Source organism: Halosegnis sp. (genome assembly GCF_042216475.1).
Taxonomy (GTDB): domain Archaea; phylum Halobacteriota; class Halobacteria; order Halobacteriales; family Haloarculaceae; genus Halosegnis.
Genome location: NZ_JBDGTV010000003.1, coordinates 88,665 through 110,958, shown reverse-complemented (window position 1 = coordinate 110,958; position 22,294 = coordinate 88,665). Strand labels below are relative to the sequence as shown.

Here is a 22,294-nt window from a genome sequence, read left to right as displayed (position 1 = left end):
TTGCGCCTCGTCGCCCACCCGATGACATGGACAAGGTCGACCTTGGTATCCCCCGGAGCGTGCTCGACTCGCTGCCTGAGGAGAGCGTCGGACCGCAGGACATGGAGCGGGCGCTCGAAGGCTACGAGCGCAGCGTGAACGCCACCATCGAGACGGCCGACGACGACGCCGAAATCGCACGGGAGGTACTCGACGTGGTCGAACATCTCGAGGACCGCGCCGAGCGGTACGACGCGTTCGTTCCCGAACTCCGGGCGTGGGGGCAGTCGCCCATCCACGCTATCGCGTGGCGCAACTTCTGTGTCTCTCTTATCGACCAGCTGTACGACCACGCCGACCTCGGTGACCGACTGGACCGCGAGCGCACCTACCGCATTGCCGACGACGGCATCCGGCTGAACCGCGATTAGAGCAGTTCCGGAAGGGCGGCAACCTGTTCGGGGTCGTGGCCGTAGATGACGAGCGCGTCCCGACGCCGCTCGATATCGCGGGCGCGTCGCAGGCTGGCCCGCCAGTCCGGCCGGGAATCCAGCAGATCACGCCCCATCGGATGCCCGTCCTCGTAGTTGTGCGCCGTGTATGCGAGGTCGCCGACGATCAGCAGGTCCCGGCCGTCGGCAGCCCCTGCCTCGATGAGCAGGCCAATCAGACCGGGCGTGTGGCCCGGCAGGTGAATCCACTCGATCCCCTCGAACAGGAGGCCACCGTCGCCGTACAGCGGCTCCCACGCGAGGTCGTGATCGAAGTCGTCGCGGATATACGCGCCCGTCTCTCCGGTGGCGGCCGCGAAGTAGGCCTCGCGCAGTTCCTGCTCGTGAACGTACACCGGCACGTCCGTGCCGGCGAAGTTGTGGAGCCCACCCGCGTGGTCGAGATGGAGGTGTGACTGGACGATAGCGTCGATATCATCGATTTCGACTTCGTGGTCGGCGAGGGCAGCCGGCAGGGGATGGTCGGCGGCATCGTGGTGCGTGAACGTATTGTACACCTCGGCGGGCCAGTGGCCGTCGGCGGCCTGTGGATGTGAGCCGGTGTCCCACAGCAGCGTCCGGTCGGCCGTCTCGATGAGGAGGTTGAACACGGGGCCGTCCCCGCGGACGGCGTCCGGATTCGGGTTTGACTCGGTGGCGGTGACCGCCCCCTCGATCGGATAGTTGAGGTCGATACGCATCGTCCCGCGGTCGAGGACGTTGACGGTCGGGTCGGCGGCTGTGTCTGTGTCGGCCATAGCGGGCGGTCGGCCGGGGGACGCAAATGTGTCGGGGCTACCGGCGTCCGACAACCTTTATCGGGTGCCGCGCGAGGAACAGGTATGATACAACTGCGGTTCTTCGCCACCTACCGCGCCGCGGTCGGCCAGAAGACCGTCGAGCGCGACTACGACGCCACGACGGTGGGGGAAGTGCTCGCCGCCGTCGAAGACGAGTGGCCGGAACTGGCGGGTGACATCCTCGAGGATGGCGAGATTCGCCCCCAGCTGAGTGTACTCAAAGACGGCCGCGAGGTGACCCACATGCAGGGGACCGCCACGCCCGTCGAAGACGGTGACACCGTGAGCGTCTTCCCTCCGGTTGCAGGCGGATGAGACAGGAGAAGGCATTCCGCGGGATCAGCCAGCGGCTCGCAGCCCAGTATCTCCGCAATCTCGGCGGCGAGGGCGAATCCGACGACCGTATCGAAGGCGATGACTGGACCGCCGAACTCGACTCGGAGGTGGTCAACGTCGCGGGGTCGATGGAGCTGTCCGAGGTGACGATCGTCTTCGAGGGGCCCGAGGAGCGGCTGGAGCCGCTCATCGAGGACTTCTCGCGGAAGGCGATGCGCGCGGGCGGCTGAGCCGTGGCGGACGACGACCCGCTCGACGGCGGCGACGACCCCGCCCACCCGATTACCGGCACACCCTACATGCTGGCGGCCGCCCGCGCGAGCGTGCCGCCGACCCGCCTCTCGGAGCTGTTGACGGCCGCCCAGACGTTCCTTGCCGACCGCCGCGACCGCTACGAGCGCCAGTACGAGCAGCCGCTCGCAACCGACGACTACGAGACGTACCTCGTCGACGAGGGCCACTGGGCCGACGTGGGCGAACGACTCGACTGGCGTCGCCGCGACCACGAGGCTGTCGCGCGTGCCCATCGCCAACAACTGCTGCACGCCGGGAAGACGGCCGACCGGCACGCGGAGTTCGAGACGGCGCTGGACCTGCGGGAAGCGGTCGTCATCGGCCAAGAGTAGCACTTTTTTCGACGCTATCGAATCATGTTGTGTGTCTGTCTCGTCAGCCGAGCGCACGGGCATCGGCCCGACGTACGAGTTCGTCGTCGCGGTCTATCTCGGGGCAGTGGTCACGGTCACCGGGGTCGGTGTGTTGGCCATCCAGGGTCGACCGACCGAGCAGCTTGCACTCGCACTCGTCGCCGGGAGTGTGGACGCCGTCACCGGGGCAGGGCTGATTATCGGTGTGGCCGGCCTTCCACGCCATGTGCATCCACGGCCGCTCTACGCGAGCAGCGTCGCGTGGTTCCCGGCGGCCGTCGGTGGGCTCCCTGCGCTGGGCGGCCTCGCAGGGCTTGTCATCGGCGCTCCGATCAAGATTGTTGTCCCGGCGTTGTTTGGCGGGCTGATTGTCGCCGGTCTGGGCTGGATTTTGCTGGTGATGGCACGCAACGCCGAGGCCCGAGCTCGGCTTGCCGAGGCGGAACCTGCCGAATGGTCGGCTCGGCCTGGCCCCACTGGTCGCCGGCGGTGGCGTGCGGGCGCACTCGGCTGTGCCCTCGCCGCGGTGGCGCTTGCAGCCGGCACACGGCAGCCGGGCTTTCTCGCCTTCGTCGGTTCGAGTCTCGGGCTGTGGGGCCAGACGACCGAGCAACGGCAGTTCCAGCTGACTGACGACGTGCTGGTGTACGGCGGTCCGGAGGCGTACTATCTGCTCGACCGCGCGGCCGTGACAACGGTAACGCTGGATGCCGAGGAACTCCGGCTGGAGCGGCGTGGCTGGCGCCCTGCTATCACCTGTGCCACTGCCGACATGGAGGCCCCCGAGACTGTCGTAACGGCGCTCTCCGACACGCGTACCGCCTCAGTGGCGGGTCGCTGACGCCTCGCTGATGAACTCGCGCACGTCGGCGGTGAACCGGTCGGGATACTCGGCGTGGAGCCAGTGGGTGGCTTCGTCGTATCGGACCAGCTCGGGGTCATCGATGCCGCGACACAGCGCGTCGGCGACTTCCGGCCCGAGCGCGTCGTCCTGCTGGCCCCACAACACACGGGTGGGCACATAGATGCGGTCGGCCGCCTCCAGCGAGAATAGGTTGCGGACCGCCGCACGGCCGGCTGCCCGATAGTAGTTGAGCGCGGCCGTCAGGGCGCCGTCTCGCTCCCAGGCGGTCCGGTAGCGCTCGATGTCTGTCTCTGTGTACGCGTCCGGGACCGCCGTCTCTTCGTAACTCGCCCGGAGCGCGCGGTAGTCACCGGCGGCTGCCACCGTCTCGGGGAGCCACGGGAGCTGGAAGAACGCTGCGTACCACGACCGCAACAGCTGTGTGCCCCGCAATTGTGTGCGGAGCCGCTCGGTGTCGAGCGTGTTGGCGACCACAAGCCGGCCGACGTGGGCAGGATGGTGTCGGGCGAACGAGAGTGCGAGCGTGCCGCCCCAGTCGTGGCCAATCAAGTGTGCTTCGCCGCGCCCGAACGACTGGATCAGCTCGTACATATCCGTCCGAAGCCGGTCGAGTCGGTAGGCGTCGACGCCGCTCGGGCGATCGGAGCGGTTGTACCCCCGGAGGTCGGGCGCGACGACGCGATACTCCTCGGCGAGCGGCCCTAGCTGGTTGCGCCACGCATACCAGAACTCGGGGAAACCGTGCAAGAGGACGACCAGCGGCGCTGACCGCGGTCCCGCGGCGACGTAGTGGAGGCGCACCTCCGGCCCGTCGACGAAGCCGGTCTCGAACCCCTCCGCCTCCGCCCACTCCTCGGCGGTGTCCATACCCAAGCCGAGAACCTCCGGGGTCATAGGCGTAGCGTAGCACCGTCGCCCCGTCTCGGTAGGCTTGTTACCCGTCGTGTTGTCGAGGGTGTATGAACAAGGAAGGCCACGTGCTCAACGGGCTGTTGCTCGCAATCGGGCTCAGCTACGTGCTGGAGCCGGCCGGCGACATCGCGACGTTCCGCACCATTGCCGCCACGCTCGTTCCGGTGACGCTTGGCGCGCTGTTCCCTGACGTCGACACGGCCTTCGGCACACATCGCAAGACGCTCCACAACCTGCCCGTGCTCGCCGTCTTCCTCGCGTATCCCCTCTACTTCGGCAACCTCCAATACGTCTGGATTGGCGTACTCACACACTATGTGCTCGACGTCGTGGGGTCGACGCGGGGGATTGCCCTTTTTTACCCGCTCTCCACCCGCGAGTTCGGCTTCCCCACCGGTGTCACCACCTCCTCGAAGTACGCCAACCTCGTCACCGTCGTGATAACAGGCGCAGAACTCATCGCCATCGCCCTGCTCGTCCACGTCGCCCCGGGCGTGCTCGAAGCGGTGATTGCCGGCCTCCCGTTCGACGCGGGCGTCAATGCGACGAACGTCGTGCAGTGAACCGTCTCTGAGACAAGCCCCGGGACACTCGCCTTGGTCGTTAGTAGACGGCTACGTCGTCGAACCGGCCCTCGTAGGCGACGTTGTGCGGATGGGTCGGCTCCGCACCCGACAGAAACACGCGATCGAGCTTCTGCCAGGTGTTCTCGTAGCCGAGATGGGCGAACTCGACGTGCCGGCGGAGGGCGTGGGCCGGCCCATCGCGGTGGAACACGCGCCGGTCGGTCCCCTCCCGGAACGCCTGGACGATCGACTCGCGGCCGCGCAGCGGTGCATCCACCTCTGTCCACACCTCGCCGACGGTCCCCCGGAGATGGGCGTACGAGGAGCCGAACGCCGGCAAACCCGTCTCGCGGGCGATCGCCCGCGCCCGGTCGTTGTGCTGGCGGCGATGCTTGGGATTGTACGTCTCGACGGCATGCAGCCCTTCACGGTGACGTTGTATCTCGTCGGTCGAGAGGCTGACCGTCGCAAACTCCGGGTGCGGGACCAGCCCGACGCCGTCCTGGCGACGCAGTTCCGCCATCGCCCCCCTGAGTGTGATGAAGTCCGGGACAGGCTCCGACAACCCCAGCATGAGGACGTGCCGGCGGTTGCGCCACGTCCCCGTGAACACCTCGCGACCGGGGACGACTACGAGATCTTCGTCGGAGAAACGCCGTGCGCGAGCGCGAATTTCCGGCAGTCGGGTGAAGTGTGGCGCGTACACGAGCGCGTCGAGGCCCCGCCGTTTGGCTCGCTCGGCGACCCGCTCGCCGAGCAGCTTCACGTGTGGGTCGACGCGGAACACGCCCGAGGGAGGGCCGGTCGGGGTTTAGCGGTTCCGCTCTGGGTGCGGCCCCGACAGTTATGTATCCGCTCACCGTGTGTTGCCACGGCTCATGACAGAGCTCGATTCTCAGGTTGACACCGTGCTGGCGGAGATGGAGGCCGGAAACGTCCCCCCGATTCAGGCCCTTTCGACGGACGGAGCGCGCGCGTTATTGCGCGACTTGTTCGTCCGCGATGATCAGTCGTTCCTGCCCGACGAGGTGTCGATGCAGAACCTGACGATTCCGGGCCCCAAGTCAGAGATCCCCGTCCGGGTGTACCGCCCTGACGGCGACAGCCCGTTCCCGGCGCTCGTTTACTTCCACGGCGGCGGTTGGGTGGTCGGCGGCCTCAACGAGTACGACGACATCTGCGCGAAGCTGGCGGCCCGGGCCGGCCGTGTCGTCGTCAGTGTCGACTATCGGATGGCGCCCGAACACCCGTTCCCGGCGGCCGTCGAAGACAGCTACACCGCTGCCGAGTGGGTCGCCGACCACACAGACCTGCTCGATGTCGACCCTGACCGGATCGCTGTCGGCGGCGACAGCGCCGGTGGCAACCTCACCGCGGCCGTGACCCTGATGGCCCGCGACCGGGACGGGCCTGCCTTCGAGCACCAACTGCTGATCTACCCAGCCGTCGATTCGCTGGAACTCCATCACCACGACAGCTACGACGAGAACGGGGAGGGTTACTTCCTCGAGTACGCCGGCATGAAGTGGTTCTATGAGCGGTATATCGCCGACGCGGCGGACAACCGGAACGAGTACGCCTTCCCGCTGTTGGCGCGTGATCTCTCAGGGCTGCCACCGGCGACGGTCCTCACCGCAGGGTTCGACCCGTTACGCGATGAGGGGATGGCGTATGCCGAGCGGCTGGCGGACGCGGGCGTCCCTGTCGACCACCAACACCACGAGCGGATGATTCACGGCTTCGTCAGCCTCTCCGAGGAGGTGGACACCGGCGACGACGCCATCGACCACCTCGCCGCCCAGCTCAATAGCTGAAGTCGAGCGCTCGGCTCTCGTCGGTACGGTAAAGCGTCGTCTCCGCGGGTGCTGTTTCGGCGATCGGCTCGCCATCCCGGAGGACGAGCCGGCGGGGAGCCTGCCGACGGAGCGCGTCGAAGCCATCGGTCGCCTCGTAGACGACGAGCGATCCCTCGGTGCCGGCTGCCAGCCCGTAGTCGTCGGCACCGACCACTGCGGCGTTCGCCTCCGTGAGCATCTCCCACAGCGTTGCGACATCCTCGCGGCCGGCCATGTGCGCGTAGTGGATGAGAATGAACGCGGCGTCCAGCGGGTCGCCGACGCCGTAGTGATACCACGGGTCGAGCACGGAGTCGTGGCCCAGCCCGACGGTCACCCCCGCGGTCTGCAGTTGGTCGATGCGGGTGTGGCCGCGTCGCCGCGGGTAGTCGTCGTAACTGCCCTGTAGGACGGCGTTATCCGGCGGGTTCGTCACCACACTGACGCCGCTCTCGGCCAGCAGCGACACCACCTTCGCAGCATACGCGTTATCGTAGGAGTGCATCGCCGTCGCGTGACTGGCGGTCGTCCGGTCGCCGATGTCCCGCTTGATGGCCTCGCTCGCCAGCACCTCCGTGAACCGCGAGCCGGGGTCGTCCGTCTCGTCGATATGCAGGTCCAGCGGGAGGGCATGCTCCTCGGCGAGGTCACAGGCGAGCTGCACGCTCGCGACGCCGTCCTCGCGGGTGTGCTCATTGTGTGGGATGGCGCCGACGACATCGACACCGGCCTCGATCGCCTCGCGGAACAGTCGCTCGTTGCGCTCGCGCGTCAAGATGCCGTCCTGCGGGAATGCCACTACCTGCAGGTCAACGAGGTCGGCCACCGTATCGCGGAGCGCACACAGCGTCTTCACCGTCGTCAGTGACGGCTCGGTGGCGTCGGCGTGCGTGCGGATTCGGGTGACGCCGTGGGCGGCGTACCACTCGACGGTGCGGGTCGCCCGCTCGATGATGTCGTCGGCGTCAATCCCCTCCTTGTAGTCGGCCCAGATGTCGATTCCTTCCGCGAGCGTGCCAGACTGATTCCAACGCGGGTCGCCCGCGGTCCCCGTCGCGTCCAGATGGAGATGCGGCTCGACCAGCGGCGGCGTCACGAGTCGCCCGTCGGCGGCAAAGTGCCGGTCCGCAGGGACACTCCCGGGGTCTGCGACATCCGGGCCGACGGCGGCAATTGCGCCGTCGCGTATTTTGATATCCACACGGTCGCCCGCGAGCGTGCGGGCGTCAGTGACCACGTAGTCGGACATACCGACACGCCGCCCCCGACGGGCAAATAACCGGCGTCCCGCGGCGACCGGCGCACGAATGTGTGCATTCGTCGCAGACGATTCCGGAGTCCGACGACTTTTCTATCGGGGCCGTCCACGACCGACCGAATGGCAGCAGAAGACGACACTTCGGCGGTGCGGCGGTTCGTGTTCGGTGACGAGGCGCTTCCCGACCCGGACTATCCAATTGACCACGTGCCTGCGAATGAACGGAAGGGGCTCGTCAGCATCTCGGCGGTGCTGCTGGGCTTTGTGTTCTTTGCAGGCACTATCTGGGCCGGTGCGGACGTGGGCGCTGCCATCGGCTTCGTGCCGATGCTGTCGGCGATGGCCGTCGGTTACGCCGTCTTGGGGGTGTACGTCGCGGCGCTGTGTGGCATCGCCGCGAAGATGGGGCTGACGACCGTACTGCTCGCGCGCTACAGCTTCGGCCGCTGGGGAGCGAAGTTCGCCGACCTCCTGCTGGGCGGGACGCAGGTGGGTTGGTTCGGCGTTACCATCCCGCTGGTGGCGATTCCGACGGCGAAGTTTCTTGGCGTCAACACGCCGCTATTCACGACGGTCCTCGTCCTCGTGTGGGGCCTGCTCCACCTCGCGACGGCATACTTCGGCTACGACGGGATGGAGAAACTGTCACTGGTGGCGGTTCCAGTCCTCGTGATTGTCGGACTGGCGTCGATGGGGATTGCCGTCGGCGACGCCGGTGGCCTCGACGCGCTGCTCGGGAGTTCGGGCACCGGCGAGATGACGTTCGCCGCGGCCGTCACCGTTGTCATCGCGACGTTCATCAGTGGGGGGACACAGGCGCCCAACTGGGCGCGGTTCGCCAGCGACTCCCGGGTCGGCTTCTGGGCCGGCCTCGTGGCCTTCCTCGTCGGCAACGGCTTCCTGTTCCTGTCGGGGGCCGTCGGCGGCGCGGTGTACGATGTCACCCCTGCAGGCGATCTTTACGAGGTGCTCGCCGCACAGGGCCTGGCGGCCGTCGGTCTTATCGCACTCATCTTGAACATCTGGACGACCAACGACAACGCTGCCTACGCGTTCGGCGTCGCGGGCAGCGAGGCCTTCGAATTTGATCGCAAGCGGCCGTTCGTGCTTGCGGGTGGTACCGTCGGCATCCTGCTGGCACTCGTCGGCGCGGGGAACCTTCTCGTTCCGTGGCTGAGGACGCTCGGCAACTACGTCCCGCCGCTTGGCGGCGTCATCATCGCCGACTTCCTGCTCTGCTGGCGGCTCGCCGTCCCCCGGATGGACGATGTCGCGTTCACTGATGTCCGCTGGACGGCCATCATCGCCTACGCCGTCGGCAGTCTCGCAGCCGTGCTCACGGCCGGGCAGGTCGTGCCCGGCGTCGCGGCGCCCGCTGTGCTTCCGGGTCCGCTGGGTGCCGCGGTGAACGGACTCGTCGCGGGCTTCCTCGCGCAGGTGCTCGCCTACTACCTGCTTGAGCAACAGGGGCTGCTCCCCGGGCACGACGTCGCCGCGGGCGCTGAGCGGCTCTGACCGCGAGCCAGAACGTATATATTTAACACGGGTCACAGGTCGGGTATGTGGTCGTGTGCCATCGATGGGTGTGGGGTCGACGCCGAGCGGGTTGAGGACCTGCTCGTGCACCAGGCGACCGACCACGCCCGCGTTGAGTGTGCCGTCTGTGGCACGCTGCTTCCCGACGGGTACTTTGCTATCCGACACGCCTTCGACGAGCACTCGCGCGCCGAGTACGTCCGCGCCTACGACGCCGACGCCGACGATATCCGTTGCCGGGAGTCCATCATCGAAGCCGTCGAGACGACCGCCGATCTCGACGAGGTGGTCGCCCGTATCGACGACGGCGACCGCGAGCCAGCTGGCTCACACGCCTAACCGAAGGCCTGCGGCGACGGCCGCGAGCCCGCCGACAGCGAGGACGCCCAATCCTGCTGCGTACGTCCCTGTCAGGTCGAACAGCGCGCCAATCACGACCGGCCCGAGAAATCCACCCACCTCGCCGCCTGCAAAGACGAGTCCAACCGCCGCGCCAGTCAACCGTGGGCCAATGCCGTCGAGTTCTGGTGGAATCGCCCGGACTAGCGGCGACAGTCCGCCGACGCCCGCGCCGGCCAGACAGATGCCCCCGATTAACAGCGGCCCCACTCCGCCGGCGAGGATAGCGAGCAGGCCGGCGGTGACGGCGCCACCACAGGCGACCACCGCCCGGCCACGGGCATCGTAGCGGTCTGCAAGGGAAGGCACCGTCAATACGCCGGCAGCGTTCGCGACCACGAGCAGACTCGTCGTCCGCCCGGCGCGCCCGCTGGGGAAGCCCCGCGCTTCGAGTACCGTCGGCAGCCATCCTTGGAGTCCGTGGACGACCGACAGGTAGACGACACCGAGCACGACTACCAGTCGGAGCGGCCGGCTGGCGAGGACCGCTCGCAGGTCGCGCATCAGTGACGCCTGGTCGAAGCCGTCACTCGCCTCTCGAGGCAGGAACGCCCGTGCAACGAGTGCCCAGCCGGCGGCGTACGTCAGCACGACGAGTCCACTGTAGAGGAACAGCGGTCGCCAGCCGCCCACGGCCGGCCCGAGTATCGGCCGCCCGATGGCGAATGCGCTGGCCGTCCCAGCGGACGCGCCGAGCAGATACACCGACGAGGGCGGCCCCGTTGCGTCTGGCGGGAACAGCCGCGAGACCAACTTCGGTAGTCCGAACGTGATGGCTGTTCCGCCGACGCCGAGCAGTACCGTCGCCGCCAGCAGGCCGGGAAAGCCGGCCACGACCGACCGGCCTGCCTGCGCGAGCCCTACTATCCCGAGACCCACCGCCAAGCCGCGGCCTGCGCCGACCCGGTCGATCACCAGCCCGGATGCCAGCGCCACGGGGATGTACGTGGCTGGGACGGCGCCGGCAGCGAGGCCGGCTTCTGTCCCCGTCAGCCCCAGTTCCGCGCGTATCGTCGGCAGATAGGCGGGCAGCGTGAACCAGCAGAACATCAGCCCGGTGTACGTGCCCGCGGCGACGAGCGTGAGCGCGTAGGACCGCCGAGTCTTCATCGAGCGGGCCGACGACCGCCCCGGGTTTATCGGCGGCGGTTGTGGCTCGCAGCGTCGGCGAGTGCCCGAGTTCAGATGTGTGTCAACTAGGGTTTACACACTCGTCATAACGTTCGCATCGGTATCCAACGCGACGTCAACCTCCGCAAAACAGGCTCCTGTCAGACGACGATGGGCGGCTACCGTTCCTCGCTGTCGAGGACGCGAATCTGGTCGCCGCGCACGGTCACCGGGATTGGCACGGTGGCCTCGTACAGTTCGACGGTCACCTGGTCTTTCCCTTCGTCGATGCGCTGGACCTGTGCCTTCTCACCCTTGAACGGGCCGGCGACGAGCTCGACGATGTCGCCCTCGGCAATCCCCTCGACGTCGGGCTTTGGCGAGAGGAAATGCTCCACTTCGGAGATGTCCGACATCCCGGGGACGACGCCCCGCGAGTGGGGAATCTCGTCGAGGATGCGGTCGAACACCGACTCGTCGTCAGCCTCGACCATCACATAGGAGGTGAGCGAATCGGGCGCTAGCGCGGCGTGAATCGACGGCTCCTCCTTATTCATAATCATATCTGCGACGGTGCGCTCCTGGGAGGCCGTGGTTTTGACGGCGAAGATACCCATTAGGGACCACCCGGCAGGAACGACATCACGACGAAGATTAGGAATCCGATGATGCCGACGAGTACGACGCCGGCCCCTGCGATGAGCGCGACGCGGGAGAACTCCTCCCACGAGGGGGTGCTGGCCAGCTTCAGCACCCGCACGTAACTGCCCAAATCGTACGGAACGTCCATACTGACGGTTCTGCGGCGGGCTTTCTATACCTGTTGGTCCGTCGGTGCGTCGGTGCGTCGGTGTGTCGGTGTGTCGATCAGCCGTCCAGCCGGTTAGTCGATGAATTCCGTGTCGCTTTCGGCCGGCGACGGCGACCGGTCGCCCGCCTCGCGGGAGCCACCGATTTCGCCTTGGCCCTGCTGGACGGCCTTCTCGCGTTCGGCCTCGCTTTTGCCGTAGATCTGGGGCGACTCGACGCCCGTGACGACGATCATCGTCTCCATCTTTCCGTCGAAGCTCTCGTCGACGGACGCGCCCCAAATGATGCGGGCGTCGGGGTCGATGCGGTCGTAGATCTCCTCGACGACACCCTCCGCCTCCTCGATGGACATATCCGGGCCACCCACCACGTTGACGAGCGCGGAGTTAGCGCCGTCGAACTCCACGTCCAACAGCGGGGAGCGCAGTGCCGACCGGATGGAGTCTTGGGCCTTGTTCTCGGAGTCGGACTCGCCGAGCCCGATCATCGCGACACCGCCATTCTCCATGATGGTCTTCACGTCGGCGAAGTCGACGTTGACCAGCCCGGGTTTCGTGATGAGTTCGGTCATTCCCTTCACCGACCGCATCAGCACGCGGTCGCAGATTTTGAACGCGTCCTGCAGCGGGAGGTTCGGTGCGTAGTCGAGCAGCCGGTCGTTCGGGATGACGATGACCGTGTCGGCCACCGCGCGGAGCCGCTCGAGGCCTGCGTCGGCGTTCGCGCGCCGGCGCTCGCCCTCCGCCGTGAACGGGATGGTGACGATAGCGATGGTGAGTGCGCCCTGCTCCTGGGCGGCCTGGGCCACCACAGGGGCGGAGCCGGTACCGGTGCCGCCGCCGAGCCCGGCGGTGACGAACACCATGTCGGATTTGTCGATCGACGCCTGGATATCCTCGATATTCTCTTGGGCGGCCTCCTCGCCAATCTTCGGGACCGACCCCGCGCCACGCCCGCCCGTGCGCTGGCGGCCGATGAGAATCTTCGTGTCTGCTTCGACCTCGGTCGCGAGATGCTGGGCATCCGTGTTTGCGGCCACCAGCTTCGCGCCGTGAATCCCCTCGCGGGCCATCCGGGTGACGGTGTTACCGCCCGCGCCGCCACAACCCACGACGGTGATCTTCGTCTCGAGGTCTCTGACGACGCCTGCCAGTTCCTCGTCAGTCATCGTCCCCGAGGCGTTCGGGGCCTGGTTGGCCGACTCGTCCGGCTCCGCCTCGTGATTTCCGTCGACGGGCGTGTCTCCGTCTTCGGCCTCGTCGATGGCGTCGTCAATAATCGAATCCATTTGAAAACGGCTTACACACATGCGGGTATTGTATCTTTCCCTCGGTGTCTGACGCGCGTCGGACGCTCGTCGCCGGATTTTGCTGTGTCGGTCGACTGCGAGCCGCCGGCCCGATAAACCAATGACCGCGATACAGAACCACGGTCACGGTCGCGCCCGGTCGATGCCGACGAGTGCCGCAAGCACGCCCACGGTCAATCCCGCCCCGAGCAGGAACGGCGCAGCAATCGCGAGCACGTGCAGGCCTGTCATCAGCGGCGGGCCGATAGTGCGACCGAGCGAGCCGGCCCCCTGCGTGACGCCGAAGGCAGTCCCTTGTGTCGCCTCGCTCGCGCTCCGCGAGACGGTCGCCGCAAGCCCGACATTCAGGAGGCTGTTGCCCAGCGACAGCACCGCGAGGACGACAAGCAGGACGACCAACCGCGGTCCCTCACCGAATATCGAAAGCCACGGAGGCAGGCACGCCCCGTGGTCCGTCGCGAACGGGAGCGTCGCCAGCGCACCGACCAGCAGGCCGGCGCCGGCGGCTGCCAGCCGCGTGTCCCGGACGCGCCGCGAGAGCCAGCCGACGAGCACCCCCTGGTTGAGGACGCCGAGCGCGCCGATATAGGTGAGCAGCAGCCCGGCCGCCGACGCTGTGTACCCGAACCGGTCGGCGACGCACGGGATGAACGCCACCTGCACGCCGGAGAAGGCGAGGCTGGCGACGAAGAAGACACCCACAAGCGGCCGGAGCGTGACGTCAGCCAGCGCCGTGCGGAAGGGCGCAATCAGCCCGCGCGGCCCCGGCGCTGCCCGGGTACGGTCCGGCTCCGGGAGCACGAGCACCGTGGCCACGAGGGCCACCGCCGAGAAGCCCGCGGCTGCGAAGCTGGGCAGCGAGACGGCTGTCACCGGGACGACCGCCGGCAGCAGCCGGTCGGCTGCGGTGACGACGGGGTCGCTAGCGAACACGGCCCCAAGTGCCGGCTCGAAGACAAACCCCAATCCGAAGGCCGCCCCGACGAGTCCAAGCGCGCCCGCCCGCTCGGCGGCCGGCGTCACGTCGGTGACATACGCCTGCGCGGCGGCGATATTGCCGCCCATGGCGCCTGCGAGCGCCCGCGCAACGAACAGCGTCGCCAGCCCGGCAGCCGTCCCGAAGGCTGTCTCGACCGTGCCGCCAAGCGCGAGGACGAGCCACGCAAGCGTCGCGCCCGCGAGCGACAGCACCAGCACCGGCCGGCGGCCCCGCTCGTCGGAGAGCCGGCCGAGGGCCGGCGTGGATCCGAACTGTAACAGCGAATAGGCCGCCGCCAGCAGGCCGATAAACACGTCCGAGACGCCGAATGATCGGACATAGAAGGGGAGAATCGGCACGACAATCCCGAACCCGAGCAGGTCGATGAACACGATGGCGAGGACGGTCGCCAGCGCCCGCCGTCGTCCTCGGTCGGTATCGGGCACCGACCCTCGGCCCATCGTCGCAGCGCGGGTCAGCAGGCTCACCGCCCGCCCTCACGCTCTCTGTGGCGCACAGCCGTGCAGAGACTGCCTCGCCTCTTTAACGCGTCGCGTCGACGGGGAACCGCTGTTCCTCTCGCTCGTGCACCTCGGCCGGCTCTACCTGGCGACCGTCCCCCTCGACGGGTTCGCCGTCGGCCAGTTGTCCGAATGCCGGCCCCGGCTCCACACCCAGTTCCCTGGCAGTACCAGGGTCGAAGGTCTCGCGTATCGCGACCACGGCCTCCGACTCGACGCGGACGGTTTCATAGGTCGACTCGAGGACACCCGCCAGCCCCTCGACGATGGTTGCAAAATCCTCCTCGGCTGCGAGGGCGATGCGGCCGGCGGGCCGTGTCGCCCCTTCCTCCGTTTCGAAGGCGAGTGCCGCCGACGCGACGGCCCCGCGGGCAGCCGTTGCGTCCACGTTCGCCGCTTCAGCAGTCAGCTCGGCCGGCAGCTCACGGACAATGTGGTCTCCCTCGTACCCGCGCGCTGGGTCGCCGAACCGGAGCCCCGCATCGACCGGCGACAGTGCCGTCTCCAATCGGTCGACAGTCGGGAGCGGCACGCCAGCCGTCTCACGGGTCCACGTCTCGCTTACCACCTCGTAGCCCAGCTCCTCGATGACGTCTTGGAGCACGGGCCGGTCGCCCTCGACGACAGCGTGGCGGGCGCCCGACTGCTCGAAGGCCCGCTCGAGGACGGCCGTCGCCTCGCGCGGATGGGGCATTGCCTCGAGCACCCAGTCGGCGAGGACGTGCCCGACCGCCCAGTCGGTCGTTCGGCAGATTCGCTCGAACCGTGGTGCGTAGTGCCCACCGCCGAAGCCGACCAGCTGGCGCGCTCGCTCGGGGGCGACGGCTCGACAGTCGAGGACCGCCTGCGCTACCGCCCGCGCGCCCGCGGGGTCGTCCCACTGCTCGTCGCCCGACCCCAGCTCGACGAACAGCGAGGGAATCTCGAGGTCGGTCGGGCCGTGGTGGGTGCATTCCATCCCGACATCGTAACCTGCGGGCACGTGCTCGTTGAACGAGGCGAGCAGTGCTACGAGCGCGTTCGGCGCTGCTCGCGCGAACGCCCCTGGTTCGCCGCCGAAGTCCGCGGGCCCGCTGTTACCGGTCGGATGGGCGGTAAGCAGTGGGCCCGTCTCTCCAGAGTGGCGCGAGACGACAAATAGCAGATCCGGGTTATCGAACGGTTCAGCGAGCCCCTCCGCGTGGATGTGGAGCTCCGTGAACGTGCGAAGTTCGGCCGGCTGCTCGCCGTCGATTCGGTGGTAGGTGCCGCCACCGTCTGCGGGCGGCCGCGAGTCGTCTTTGTAGTCGGTCCAGTCGCCCAGTTCCAGCAATCGCTGGCCGATATGCTCGGAGGCTCGGTCGGCCTGCGAGACGACGACGGCAAGCATCTATCGATGCGTTCGGCTCCGGGCGCATAGCCCCTGCGACCTGTCGGCGGGGGCAGCTGTGCGCAGCTGTTCGCACGCTGGCCAGATTTGATATAGCGATATGTAGTGTACACGTTCGCCACGAGCGCGCCCTGACAGCGACGAGCGGGCGAATTTTACTCGTGGGGGCCGTCGGTTCGGGCAATGAAGGAGTACGAGCGGGAGATACTGCTCGAGCGCATCGGCCGCGAAGGGGCGACGGTCGGCGCCGACATTCCCGAGCGGATCGAGGTGCAAGGCGAGATGGTCGACCTCCAGGAGTTCGTCTTCGAGATCAAGCGCCGAGAGACCGTCCCGGCCGGCGAGCGCGAGCGGGTCGAGCAGGCAAAGAAGAACCTGCGTCGGGAGCGGCTCGAGCGGAAGCAGTTGATCGAGGACCGCGAGGTGGATTTTGAGGAAGGCGAGCAGATAGCCGCCGCGATTATCGGTATTGATCGGGCGCTGAACGCGCTGGAATCGCTCGGACCGACGGATATCGAGGGAGAACAGCAGCGCAAAGAGGCCGCGGACACCAAGCGGTGGATGAACTTCCTCAAACAGGCACTGGGCCGCGACGAGGGGACGGTCAACAGATGAGCCGGAACGCCGAGGTCGCAGACCGACTTGAGGAGATTGCCGATCGGCTGGAGGCAACGGGCGTCGACTACAAACCCCGTGCCTACCGACAGGCCGCGGATAACGTCCGCGGGCACACCGTGGCCATCGAGACGCTTGCCGCCGACGGCGAAGACGCCATCGCCGAGATCGACCGTGTTGGCGACGCGATCGCCGCCAAGATTCACGAATACATCGAGACGGGCGAAATCGAAGAGCTGGAGCGGCTCCGTGAAGAGCTGCCAATCGATATCGAGGCAGTGACGCGCGTTGAGGGCGTCGGCCCGAAGACTGCCGCCCGGCTGTACGAGGCACTCGGTGTCCAGGATCTCGACGACCTCGAGGCGGCCGCCGAGGCTGGCGAGATTCAGACAGTGAAAGGGTTCGGCCCCAAGACCGAGGAGAACATCCGCGACGGCATCGCGTTCGCGCGCCGAAGCCACGAGCGGACGCTCCTCGGGGACGCGCGGCCGCTGGCCGACCGGGCAGCCGCCCATCTCCGCGAGCACGAGGCCGTCGAGGCCGTCGAGCCAGCCGGGTCGCTGCGCCGATGGCGGCCAACCGTCGGTGACGTGGACCTGCTGGCAGCCAGCGACGCCGGCGCGGCTGTGGTCGACCACTTCACCGACTTCGAGGCGGACGTCATCGAGGCGGGGACCTCGAAAGCGAGTCTCCGTGTCGACGGCACCCGGGTCGACCTCCGGGTCGTCGCGACCAATGAGTGGGGAGCAGCACTCCAGTACTTCACCGGGAGCCGCGACCACAACATCCGTGTCCGGAACCGGGCAATCGAGCGTGACCTGAAGGTGAACGAGTACGGCGTCTTCGATATCGCCGACGTCGATGATCCCGACGCCGGCCAGCGGGTCGGCGAGCGGGTGGCCGGCGCCACCGAGCGCGCCGTCTACGACGCACTCGACCTTGCGTTCATCCCGCCGGAATTGCGCGAAGACCGCGGCGAACTCGCGGCTGCAGCCGATGGCATTCTCCCAGACCTGCTGGCGCCAGATGACCTACGCGGTGACCTCCACGTCCACACGGATGCCTCGGACGGGGACGCAAGCGTCACCGAGATGATAGCGGGGGCCGTCGACCACGACTACGACTATCTCGCGGTCACCGACCACGCGACCGGCCCGGGGATGGTCGGTGGCGTCGGGCTCGATGACGAGGCACTGCTGGCGCTTGCAGACCGGGTCCACGAGGCTGCGGCCGACACCTCGCTGACGGTCTTCACAGGCGTTGAGGCGAATATCGCTGCCGACGGGACGGTGAGCGTCGACGACGATGTCCTTGCGGCCCTCGACTGTGTCGTCGCCTCGCCACACGCCGGCCTCGACGGCGACGGCACCGACCGGCTGCTGACCGCCGTCGAACACCCCGAGGTGGACGTGCTCGGCCATCCGACGGGCCGGCTACTCAACCGCCGGGCCGGCCTCGATATCGATATGGAGCAGGTCGCGACCGCGGCCGCAGCCCACGATACTGCGCTCGAGGTGAACGCCAATCCCCACCGGCTCGACCTCCGGGGCGGTTACGTGAAACAGGCCATCGAGGCCGGCGCGACAATCGCGGTCAACACGGACGCCCACGCCCCTGCACGCCTCGATACCGCCCGGTTCGGTGTCCACACTGCTCGCCGCGGCTGGGCCGAACAGGCCGACGTACTCAATGCCTGGCCCGTCGAGGAGGTGGCAGCCTTCTTGGACGCGTGAGCGCCCCCACACCGCCGTTCCTGGTCGACGTCATGTGTGGGACCCTCGCCACTTACCTGCGCTTCTGTGGCTACGACGCCGCCTACGCACTGGACCGTGGCCTCGAGGCGGATGATGCACTGCTGGCGGCCGCTCGCGCAGAGGACCGTCGCCTGCTCACTCGCGATGCTGACCTCGCGGCGGACGCCGGTGACCGGGGCTTCCTGCTTACGGCGCGGGAGCCGACGGCACAGTTGGAGGAACTTGCGACCGCCGGGCTCGACCTCACGCTCGCCGACCAGCCGAGCCGCTGTGGCGTTTGTAACGGTGAGTTGGTGCGGGTTCCTGCCGACGCCGACGTCCCGGAGTACTCGCGTGATCCTGCGGAGACGACCGTCTGGCGGTGTCGTGCCTGTGGCCAACACTTCTGGAAGGGGTCACACTGGCAGCGGGTACAAGAGACGCTCTCGGGACTCTAGTCCGTGTTGGGGAGCCACTGGTCGCACGCCTCCATGTCGTCCATAGGTTCGTCGTAGAGCCCACAGTACGGCTGGAGTCCCTCGTCCGTGCGGACGTACCGGAATTTCGCGCAGTTGCCACAGTAAGCATCGTCGCCGGTCGGCACCGGGTCTGATTGCCCGCGGTCGTGGCCCGTCGGGTGGTCTTGCGTTCGGGTCGGGCGCGTCGAGACGGTGTCTGGGCCGGCCGGCTCGCTCTGGGTAGCGCTCCCGCCGCCGGTTTCCATCACCTCGGCGCCGCCGTCGGAGGCGGCTGTCCCGGTGGCGGGTCGGTCGCGGTTCGTCTGAGTCGCCGCCTCGCCGTCGGGACCGTCGCCGAGCAGACCGATGCCGCCAAGCCCCTGTCGGAGCCGCTCGTTAGACACTTCGACGACCTTCGTCCGGCCCGCCTTCGTCACCTCCAGCCGGACGGTGCCGCCGGGGTCGTTGCGCGCTTTGAAATTGGCGACGGCAACGAACAGACACCAGAACGTGGTGATGGCGCCGACGAAGTAGAGAGCGGTGACCGGTAGCGTGTAGTCGGGGGTCATCCCGAACCACTGACCGGGGTAGACGGCGACGAAGGCGACGACGCCCGCCAGTGCGACGGCCGCGCCCAGCCAGCCGGCTGCGCGGATGCGCCAGGAGGCCCGCGGAAGGACGGTCATCGCGCCGAGGAACGTCGCCGGCAGGCCCACCCCCGCAAGCACGCCCGCCAGTTCGCGAGCGCCGAACTTCCCCAGCCCGAGCACGCCGGTTGCACCTGCGGAGGTACCCACCAGAATCCCGACCACGGTCAGCGCGGCGCCGACGGCGAACAGCCCGACGCCGGCGTACAGCCGTCGTCGGTCGGCCCCGCCCGCGCCGCCCTCGTACACGTCAGCGAGGCTCGTCATACGTCACATTCCATGGCAACCGGCAAAAAACCGCGTCAGACGCATGACAGACGGCCGGTAGCGGCCCAGATGGAAAAAGGCCTTAACGACACCGTCGGTGGATTGTGAGCATGAAGGCTGTCGTCCTCGCCGGCGGGTACGCCACGCGACTCTGGCCGATTACCCGCCATCGTCCGAAGATGCTGTTGCCTGTCGGCGACCAGACGGTGATCGACCGTGTGTTCGCCGAGCTGGAGGCTGACGAACGGGTCGAAGAGGTGTTCGTCTCTACCAACGCCGCCTTCGCGGATACCTTCGAGACGTATCTCGCCGACAGTCCGTTCGAGAAGCCGACGCTATCCGTCGAGGAGACGACCGCGGAAGATGAGAAGTTCGGGGTCGTTGGCGCGCTCGCCCAGTTGGTCGACCGCGAGGGCATCGATGACGACCTGCTCGTGGTTGCGGGGGACAATCTCATCGGCTTCGATCTCTCGGCGTTCCTCGACCGATTTGCGGAGACAGGTGCACCGACGCTCGCGGCCTACGACGTGGGGAGCCGCGAGAAGGCGACCGCTTACGGGGTAATCGACGTCGACGACGGCCGTGTCGTCGACTTCGAGGAGAAGCCCGCGGACCCGCCGAGCACCCTCGTCTCTATCGCCTGTTACGCGTTCCCCAGCGAGTCACTCCGGTTCGAGGAGTACCTCGCGGACGGCAACAACCCCGACGAGCCGGGCTGGTTCGTCCAGTGGCTCGTCGAACGGGGGGACGTGTACGCGTTCCCCTTCGAGGAGGCGTGGTTCGATATCGGCACGCCCGACTCGTATCTTGAGGCCGTCGCGTGGGCGCTCGATGGCGATACGCTCGTCGCCGAGGACGCCACCGTGGTGAACAGCGATATCGGCCCGAACGTCCACGTCATGGGGGGCGCCCGTATCGTCGACTCGACACTCCGGAACACCGTCGTCTTCCCGAACGCGACGGTACTCGACTGCGAGATCCACGACTCTATCATCGACGAAGAGAGCCGTGTCGAGGATATCGACCTCGCGGGGGCGCTGCTGGGTGCTCACTCGAAGCTGACGAACGGCGAATGACATCCTCCGCGCCGTGAACGGCGCGGTTTCCCGAGCGGTGGGATATTATGGTTCGCGGCGCACCTGTTCTTGTGGGGCGACTTGCCCCGTGGATTTGTCGAACAGACGCACCGCTGGCTGTGCCATCCAGCCGTTATCCCTATCTCCCCCGTCGCAGGTGAGAGTCGGGAGTACCTTCTGTCGGATGTTCTCGGCTCCGTTCACGTCAGCGTTGGCGACCAGTCCACACGCCTCGCAGACGTACAGGCTGCGTTCAACACGTCCGGGATTCTCTCACTATGTCAAGATAGCCTCGCTCTCCAGGCGAGGCAGGTCGGGTGCCTCGGAATGTGCCCTTAGGGAGCTTTATAAAGCTCAAGGAGAATACCCGCGCCTTTAGACGCGGGATGAATCCGACACTCTAACCGATACCCCACCGACGCCACTCCAACCGGATATTCAACGTCCGGTCATTGGTTTTAGTACACATTTCTCATAACGTGTTATGAAGTCAGTTCGATGCTGGAGACAACCCGCACCTACGTCGGACGCATCACGAACCACGAACAGGTTCGTGACGATCTTGACCAATGTGGGTTCTCCGCATCGAAACTGTGGAACGTCGGTCGCTACTACATCCAAGGCCGATGGGATGAAGACGGTGAGATCCCCGACGAAGCCGAACTCAAATCGGAGTTGAAAGACCACGACCGCTACAGTGACCTGCATTCGCAGTCAAGTCAGCGAGTTCTTGAAGAGCTTGCTGAGGCGTTCACCGGCTGGTACAACTCCGACGACGGCAACAACCCACCCGGATACCGGAAACGTGGCGACGACCACCCGCGCTCCACCGTCACGTGGAAGAAACGAGCCATCAAGCACGACGACAAACACGGCCAACTCCGCCTCTCGAAAGGCTTCAATCTGAAAGAGTCACGGTCTGACTCCATCCTCGTGGAGTTCGAAACTCGCCCCGACGTAGAAGTCGAGAACATCCAGCAGGTGCGTGCCGTCTGGAACGACGACGAGTGGGAGCTCCACCTCGTCTGTAAGAAAGAGATTCCAGTCGGTGACGCACCCGGTGACAAGACGGCGGGTATCGACCTCGGTATCAGCAACTACCTCGCTATCGACTACGAGGACGGCCCCTCAGAGTTGTATCCGGGGAACGTGCTGAAAGAGGACAAACACTACTTCACCCGCGAGGAGTACCAGACCGAAGGCGAGAACGGCCCGTCGAAGCGAGCGCGGAAGGCTCGGCAGAAACTCTCCCGACGCAAAGACCACTTCCTTCACACCCTTAGCAAGCACATCGTTGAGCGGTGTGTCGAAGAAGGCGTGGGGCAGATAGCGGTTGGCGACCTCAGCGACATCCGTGAAGACGAAGACGGCGAGTCGCGGAATTGGGGTGTGTCAGGGAACAAGAAACTCCACGGCTGGGAGTTCGACCGCTTCACGAACCTGCTCGAATACAAGGCCGAGGAACACGGCATCCTCGTTGACCGAGTGGACGAGGAGAACACGAGCAAGACGTGTACATGTTGCGGACAGATTCGGGACAGTAACCGTGTGGAGCGCGGTCTGTACGTCTGTGAGTTCTGTGAGACGACGATGAACGCAGACGTGAACGGTGCGATGAACATCCGACGAAAGATAACTCAGAGTCCCCCGACGGGGGATATGAGTAACGGCTGGTTGGCACAGCCCGGAGTCTTCCTGTTCGACCGCGAGAGCGGCCGGTTCACACCGAGAGAACAGGGAGTCTGCAAACCGTAATCTCCCAACGCTCGGGATTCC

General features: G+C 66.9%; 25 protein-coding genes and 1 pseudogene. 14 read left to right on the top strand and 12 right to left on the bottom strand.

Annotated elements, in window-relative coordinates; translation table 11 throughout:
* Nucleotides 1–26 precede the first annotated feature (26 nt).
* Nucleotides 27–410, top strand: a complete 384-nt coding sequence (locus ABEJ63_RS01460; protein WP_375794562.1) for a hypothetical protein — start codon at nucleotides 27–29, stop codon at nucleotides 408–410.
* On the opposite strand, the gene ABEJ63_RS01455 is transcribed toward ABEJ63_RS01460, so the two are convergent.
* Entirely contained in the window at nucleotides 407–1,228 is an 822-nt protein-coding gene (locus tag ABEJ63_RS01455; RefSeq protein WP_375794561.1) for an N-acyl homoserine lactonase family protein, read from the bottom strand. The two genes, ABEJ63_RS01460 and ABEJ63_RS01455, sit on opposite strands and share 4 nt — an antisense overlap.
* Before the next feature lie 84 nt (nucleotides 1,229–1,312).
* Between ABEJ63_RS01455 and ABEJ63_RS01450 the strand changes: the two genes are divergently transcribed.
* The 4 genes from ABEJ63_RS01450 to ABEJ63_RS01435 are packed head-to-tail and all read left to right on the top strand — an operon-like array spanning nucleotide 1,313 to nucleotide 3,094.
* A complete protein-coding gene (locus tag ABEJ63_RS01450) occupies nucleotides 1,313–1,585 on the top strand; it encodes a ubiquitin-like small modifier protein 1 (protein ID WP_375794560.1) in 273 nt (90 codons plus the stop codon).
* Entirely contained in the window at nucleotides 1,582–1,836 is a 255-nt protein-coding gene (locus ABEJ63_RS01445) for a hypothetical protein (RefSeq protein ID WP_375794559.1), read from the top strand. The genes ABEJ63_RS01450 and ABEJ63_RS01445 overlap by 4 nt, the downstream gene beginning before the upstream one ends.
* 3 nt (nucleotides 1,837–1,839) lie before the next feature.
* The gene (locus ABEJ63_RS01440; protein WP_375794558.1) at nucleotides 1,840–2,232 is read left to right on the top strand and encodes a hypothetical protein; all 393 of its coding nucleotides are present in this window, start codon (nucleotides 1,840–1,842) and stop codon (nucleotides 2,230–2,232) included.
* A gap of 31 nt (nucleotides 2,233–2,263) precedes the next feature.
* Complete coding sequence (locus ABEJ63_RS01435; RefSeq protein ID WP_375794557.1) at nucleotides 2,264–3,094, top strand: hypothetical protein; 831 nt, start codon at nucleotides 2,264–2,266, stop codon at nucleotides 3,092–3,094.
* On the opposite strand, the gene ABEJ63_RS01430 is transcribed toward ABEJ63_RS01435, so the two are convergent.
* Nucleotides 3,077–3,985, bottom strand: coding sequence for an alpha/beta fold hydrolase (locus tag ABEJ63_RS01430; protein WP_375794556.1), 909 nt, complete (start codon nucleotides 3,983–3,985; stop codon nucleotides 3,077–3,079). The genes ABEJ63_RS01435 and ABEJ63_RS01430 overlap by 18 nt on opposite strands.
* A 92-nt stretch (nucleotides 3,986–4,077) precedes the next feature.
* Here ABEJ63_RS01430 and ABEJ63_RS01425 point away from each other — a divergent pair, with 92 nt between their 5' ends.
* The gene (locus ABEJ63_RS01425; RefSeq protein ID WP_375794555.1) at nucleotides 4,078–4,593 is read left to right on the top strand and encodes a metal-dependent hydrolase; all 516 of its coding nucleotides are present in this window, start codon (nucleotides 4,078–4,080) and stop codon (nucleotides 4,591–4,593) included.
* Nucleotides 4,594–4,633: 40 nt separating this feature from the next.
* Here ABEJ63_RS01425 and ABEJ63_RS01420 read toward each other — a convergent pair whose 3' ends face one another.
* Nucleotides 4,634–5,383 (bottom strand): PHP-associated domain-containing protein, encoded by a 750-nt coding sequence (locus ABEJ63_RS01420; RefSeq protein WP_375794554.1) that lies wholly within the window; start codon nucleotides 5,381–5,383, stop codon nucleotides 4,634–4,636.
* Between the two features lie 91 nt (nucleotides 5,384–5,474).
* Here ABEJ63_RS01420 and ABEJ63_RS01415 point away from each other — a divergent pair, with 91 nt between their 5' ends.
* A complete protein-coding gene (locus ABEJ63_RS01415; RefSeq protein ID WP_375794553.1) occupies nucleotides 5,475–6,410 on the top strand; it encodes an alpha/beta hydrolase in 936 nt (311 codons plus the stop codon).
* Here ABEJ63_RS01415 and ABEJ63_RS01410 read toward each other — a convergent pair.
* Nucleotides 6,400–7,680, bottom strand: coding sequence for a cytosine deaminase (locus tag ABEJ63_RS01410; RefSeq protein WP_375794552.1), 1,281 nt, complete (start codon nucleotides 7,678–7,680; stop codon nucleotides 6,400–6,402). The genes ABEJ63_RS01415 and ABEJ63_RS01410 overlap by 11 nt on opposite strands.
* Before the next feature lie 129 nt (nucleotides 7,681–7,809).
* Between ABEJ63_RS01410 and codB the strand changes: the two genes are divergently transcribed.
* On the top strand, nucleotides 7,810–9,204 hold the full coding sequence (gene codB / locus ABEJ63_RS01405; protein WP_375794551.1) for a cytosine permease: 1,395 nt from the start codon (nucleotides 7,810–7,812) through the stop codon (nucleotides 9,202–9,204).
* 45 nt (nucleotides 9,205–9,249) lie between these two features.
* Nucleotides 9,250–9,564 (top strand): hypothetical protein, encoded by a 315-nt coding sequence (locus ABEJ63_RS01400; RefSeq protein WP_375794550.1) that lies wholly within the window; start codon nucleotides 9,250–9,252, stop codon nucleotides 9,562–9,564.
* On the opposite strand, the gene ABEJ63_RS01395 is transcribed toward ABEJ63_RS01400, so the two are convergent.
* The 6 genes from ABEJ63_RS01395 to ABEJ63_RS01370 all read right to left on the bottom strand — a co-directional run bounded on the left by ABEJ63_RS01395 (nucleotide 9,553) and on the right by ABEJ63_RS01370 (nucleotide 15,722).
* Entirely contained in the window at nucleotides 9,553–10,734 is a 1,182-nt protein-coding gene (locus ABEJ63_RS01395) for a CynX/NimT family MFS transporter (RefSeq protein WP_375794549.1), read from the bottom strand. The two genes, ABEJ63_RS01400 and ABEJ63_RS01395, sit on opposite strands and share 12 nt — an antisense overlap.
* Nucleotides 10,735–10,913: 179 nt before the next feature.
* On the bottom strand, nucleotides 10,914–11,351 hold the full coding sequence (locus tag ABEJ63_RS01390; protein WP_375794548.1) for a transcription elongation factor Spt5: 438 nt from the start codon (nucleotides 11,349–11,351) through the stop codon (nucleotides 10,914–10,916).
* Complete coding sequence (locus ABEJ63_RS01385; protein WP_375794547.1) at nucleotides 11,351–11,524, bottom strand: protein translocase SEC61 complex subunit gamma; 174 nt, start codon at nucleotides 11,522–11,524, stop codon at nucleotides 11,351–11,353. The genes ABEJ63_RS01390 and ABEJ63_RS01385 overlap by 1 nt, the downstream gene beginning before the upstream one ends.
* Before the next feature lie 93 nt (nucleotides 11,525–11,617).
* Nucleotides 11,618–12,832: a cell division protein FtsZ gene (gene ftsZ, locus ABEJ63_RS01380; protein WP_375794546.1), complete on the bottom strand. Its 1,215-nt coding sequence runs from the start codon at nucleotides 12,830–12,832 to the stop codon at nucleotides 11,618–11,620.
* Between the two features lie 144 nt (nucleotides 12,833–12,976).
* On the bottom strand, nucleotides 12,977–14,293 hold the full coding sequence (locus ABEJ63_RS01375) for an MFS transporter (RefSeq protein WP_375794584.1): 1,317 nt from the start codon (nucleotides 14,291–14,293) through the stop codon (nucleotides 12,977–12,979).
* Between the two features lie 82 nt (nucleotides 14,294–14,375).
* Nucleotides 14,376–15,722 carry a D-aminoacyl-tRNA deacylase gene (locus tag ABEJ63_RS01370; RefSeq protein ID WP_375794545.1) on the bottom strand — a complete coding sequence of 449 codons (1,347 nt, stop codon included), beginning with the start codon at nucleotides 15,720–15,722 and terminating at the stop codon, nucleotides 14,376–14,378.
* 183 nt (nucleotides 15,723–15,905) lie between these two features.
* Here ABEJ63_RS01370 and ABEJ63_RS01365 point away from each other — a divergent pair, with 183 nt between their 5' ends.
* Genes ABEJ63_RS01365 through ABEJ63_RS01355 form a run of 3 tightly spaced genes read left to right on the top strand, consistent with a single transcriptional unit; the run spans nucleotide 15,906 to nucleotide 18,528 of the window.
* Entirely contained in the window at nucleotides 15,906–16,337 is a 432-nt protein-coding gene (locus ABEJ63_RS01365; RefSeq protein WP_375794544.1) for a DUF5788 family protein, read from the top strand.
* Nucleotides 16,334–18,070, top strand: coding sequence for a DNA polymerase/3'-5' exonuclease PolX (gene polX, locus ABEJ63_RS01360; protein ID WP_375794543.1), 1,737 nt, complete (start codon nucleotides 16,334–16,336; stop codon nucleotides 18,068–18,070). The genes ABEJ63_RS01365 and polX overlap by 4 nt, the downstream gene beginning before the upstream one ends.
* Nucleotides 18,067–18,528 (top strand): Mut7-C RNAse domain-containing protein, encoded by a 462-nt coding sequence (locus tag ABEJ63_RS01355; protein WP_375794542.1) that lies wholly within the window; start codon nucleotides 18,067–18,069, stop codon nucleotides 18,526–18,528. Before polX ends, ABEJ63_RS01355 begins: the two co-directional genes overlap by 4 nt.
* On the opposite strand, the gene ABEJ63_RS01350 is transcribed toward ABEJ63_RS01355, so the two are convergent.
* Nucleotides 18,525–19,442 carry a ribonuclease BN gene (locus ABEJ63_RS01350; RefSeq protein WP_375794541.1) on the bottom strand — a complete coding sequence of 306 codons (918 nt, stop codon included), beginning with the start codon at nucleotides 19,440–19,442 and terminating at the stop codon, nucleotides 18,525–18,527. The genes ABEJ63_RS01355 and ABEJ63_RS01350 overlap by 4 nt on opposite strands.
* Nucleotides 19,443–19,552: 110 nt before the next feature.
* Between ABEJ63_RS01350 and ABEJ63_RS01345 the strand changes: the two genes are divergently transcribed.
* Nucleotides 19,553–20,518, top strand: a complete 966-nt coding sequence (locus ABEJ63_RS01345) for a sugar phosphate nucleotidyltransferase (protein ID WP_375794540.1) — start codon at nucleotides 19,553–19,555, stop codon at nucleotides 20,516–20,518.
* A gap of 45 nt (nucleotides 20,519–20,563) precedes the next feature.
* Here the strand turns inward: ABEJ63_RS01345 and ABEJ63_RS01340 are convergent.
* Nucleotides 20,564–20,779, bottom strand: a pseudogene (locus tag ABEJ63_RS01340) (zinc ribbon domain-containing protein); the annotation flags it as partial.
* Between the two features lie 237 nt (nucleotides 20,780–21,016).
* Here ABEJ63_RS01340 and ABEJ63_RS01335 point away from each other — a divergent pair.
* Nucleotides 21,017–22,273 carry an RNA-guided endonuclease InsQ/TnpB family protein gene (locus ABEJ63_RS01335; protein ID WP_375794539.1) on the top strand — a complete coding sequence of 419 codons (1,257 nt, stop codon included), beginning with the start codon at nucleotides 21,017–21,019 and terminating at the stop codon, nucleotides 22,271–22,273.
* Nucleotides 22,274–22,294 lie beyond the last annotated feature (21 nt).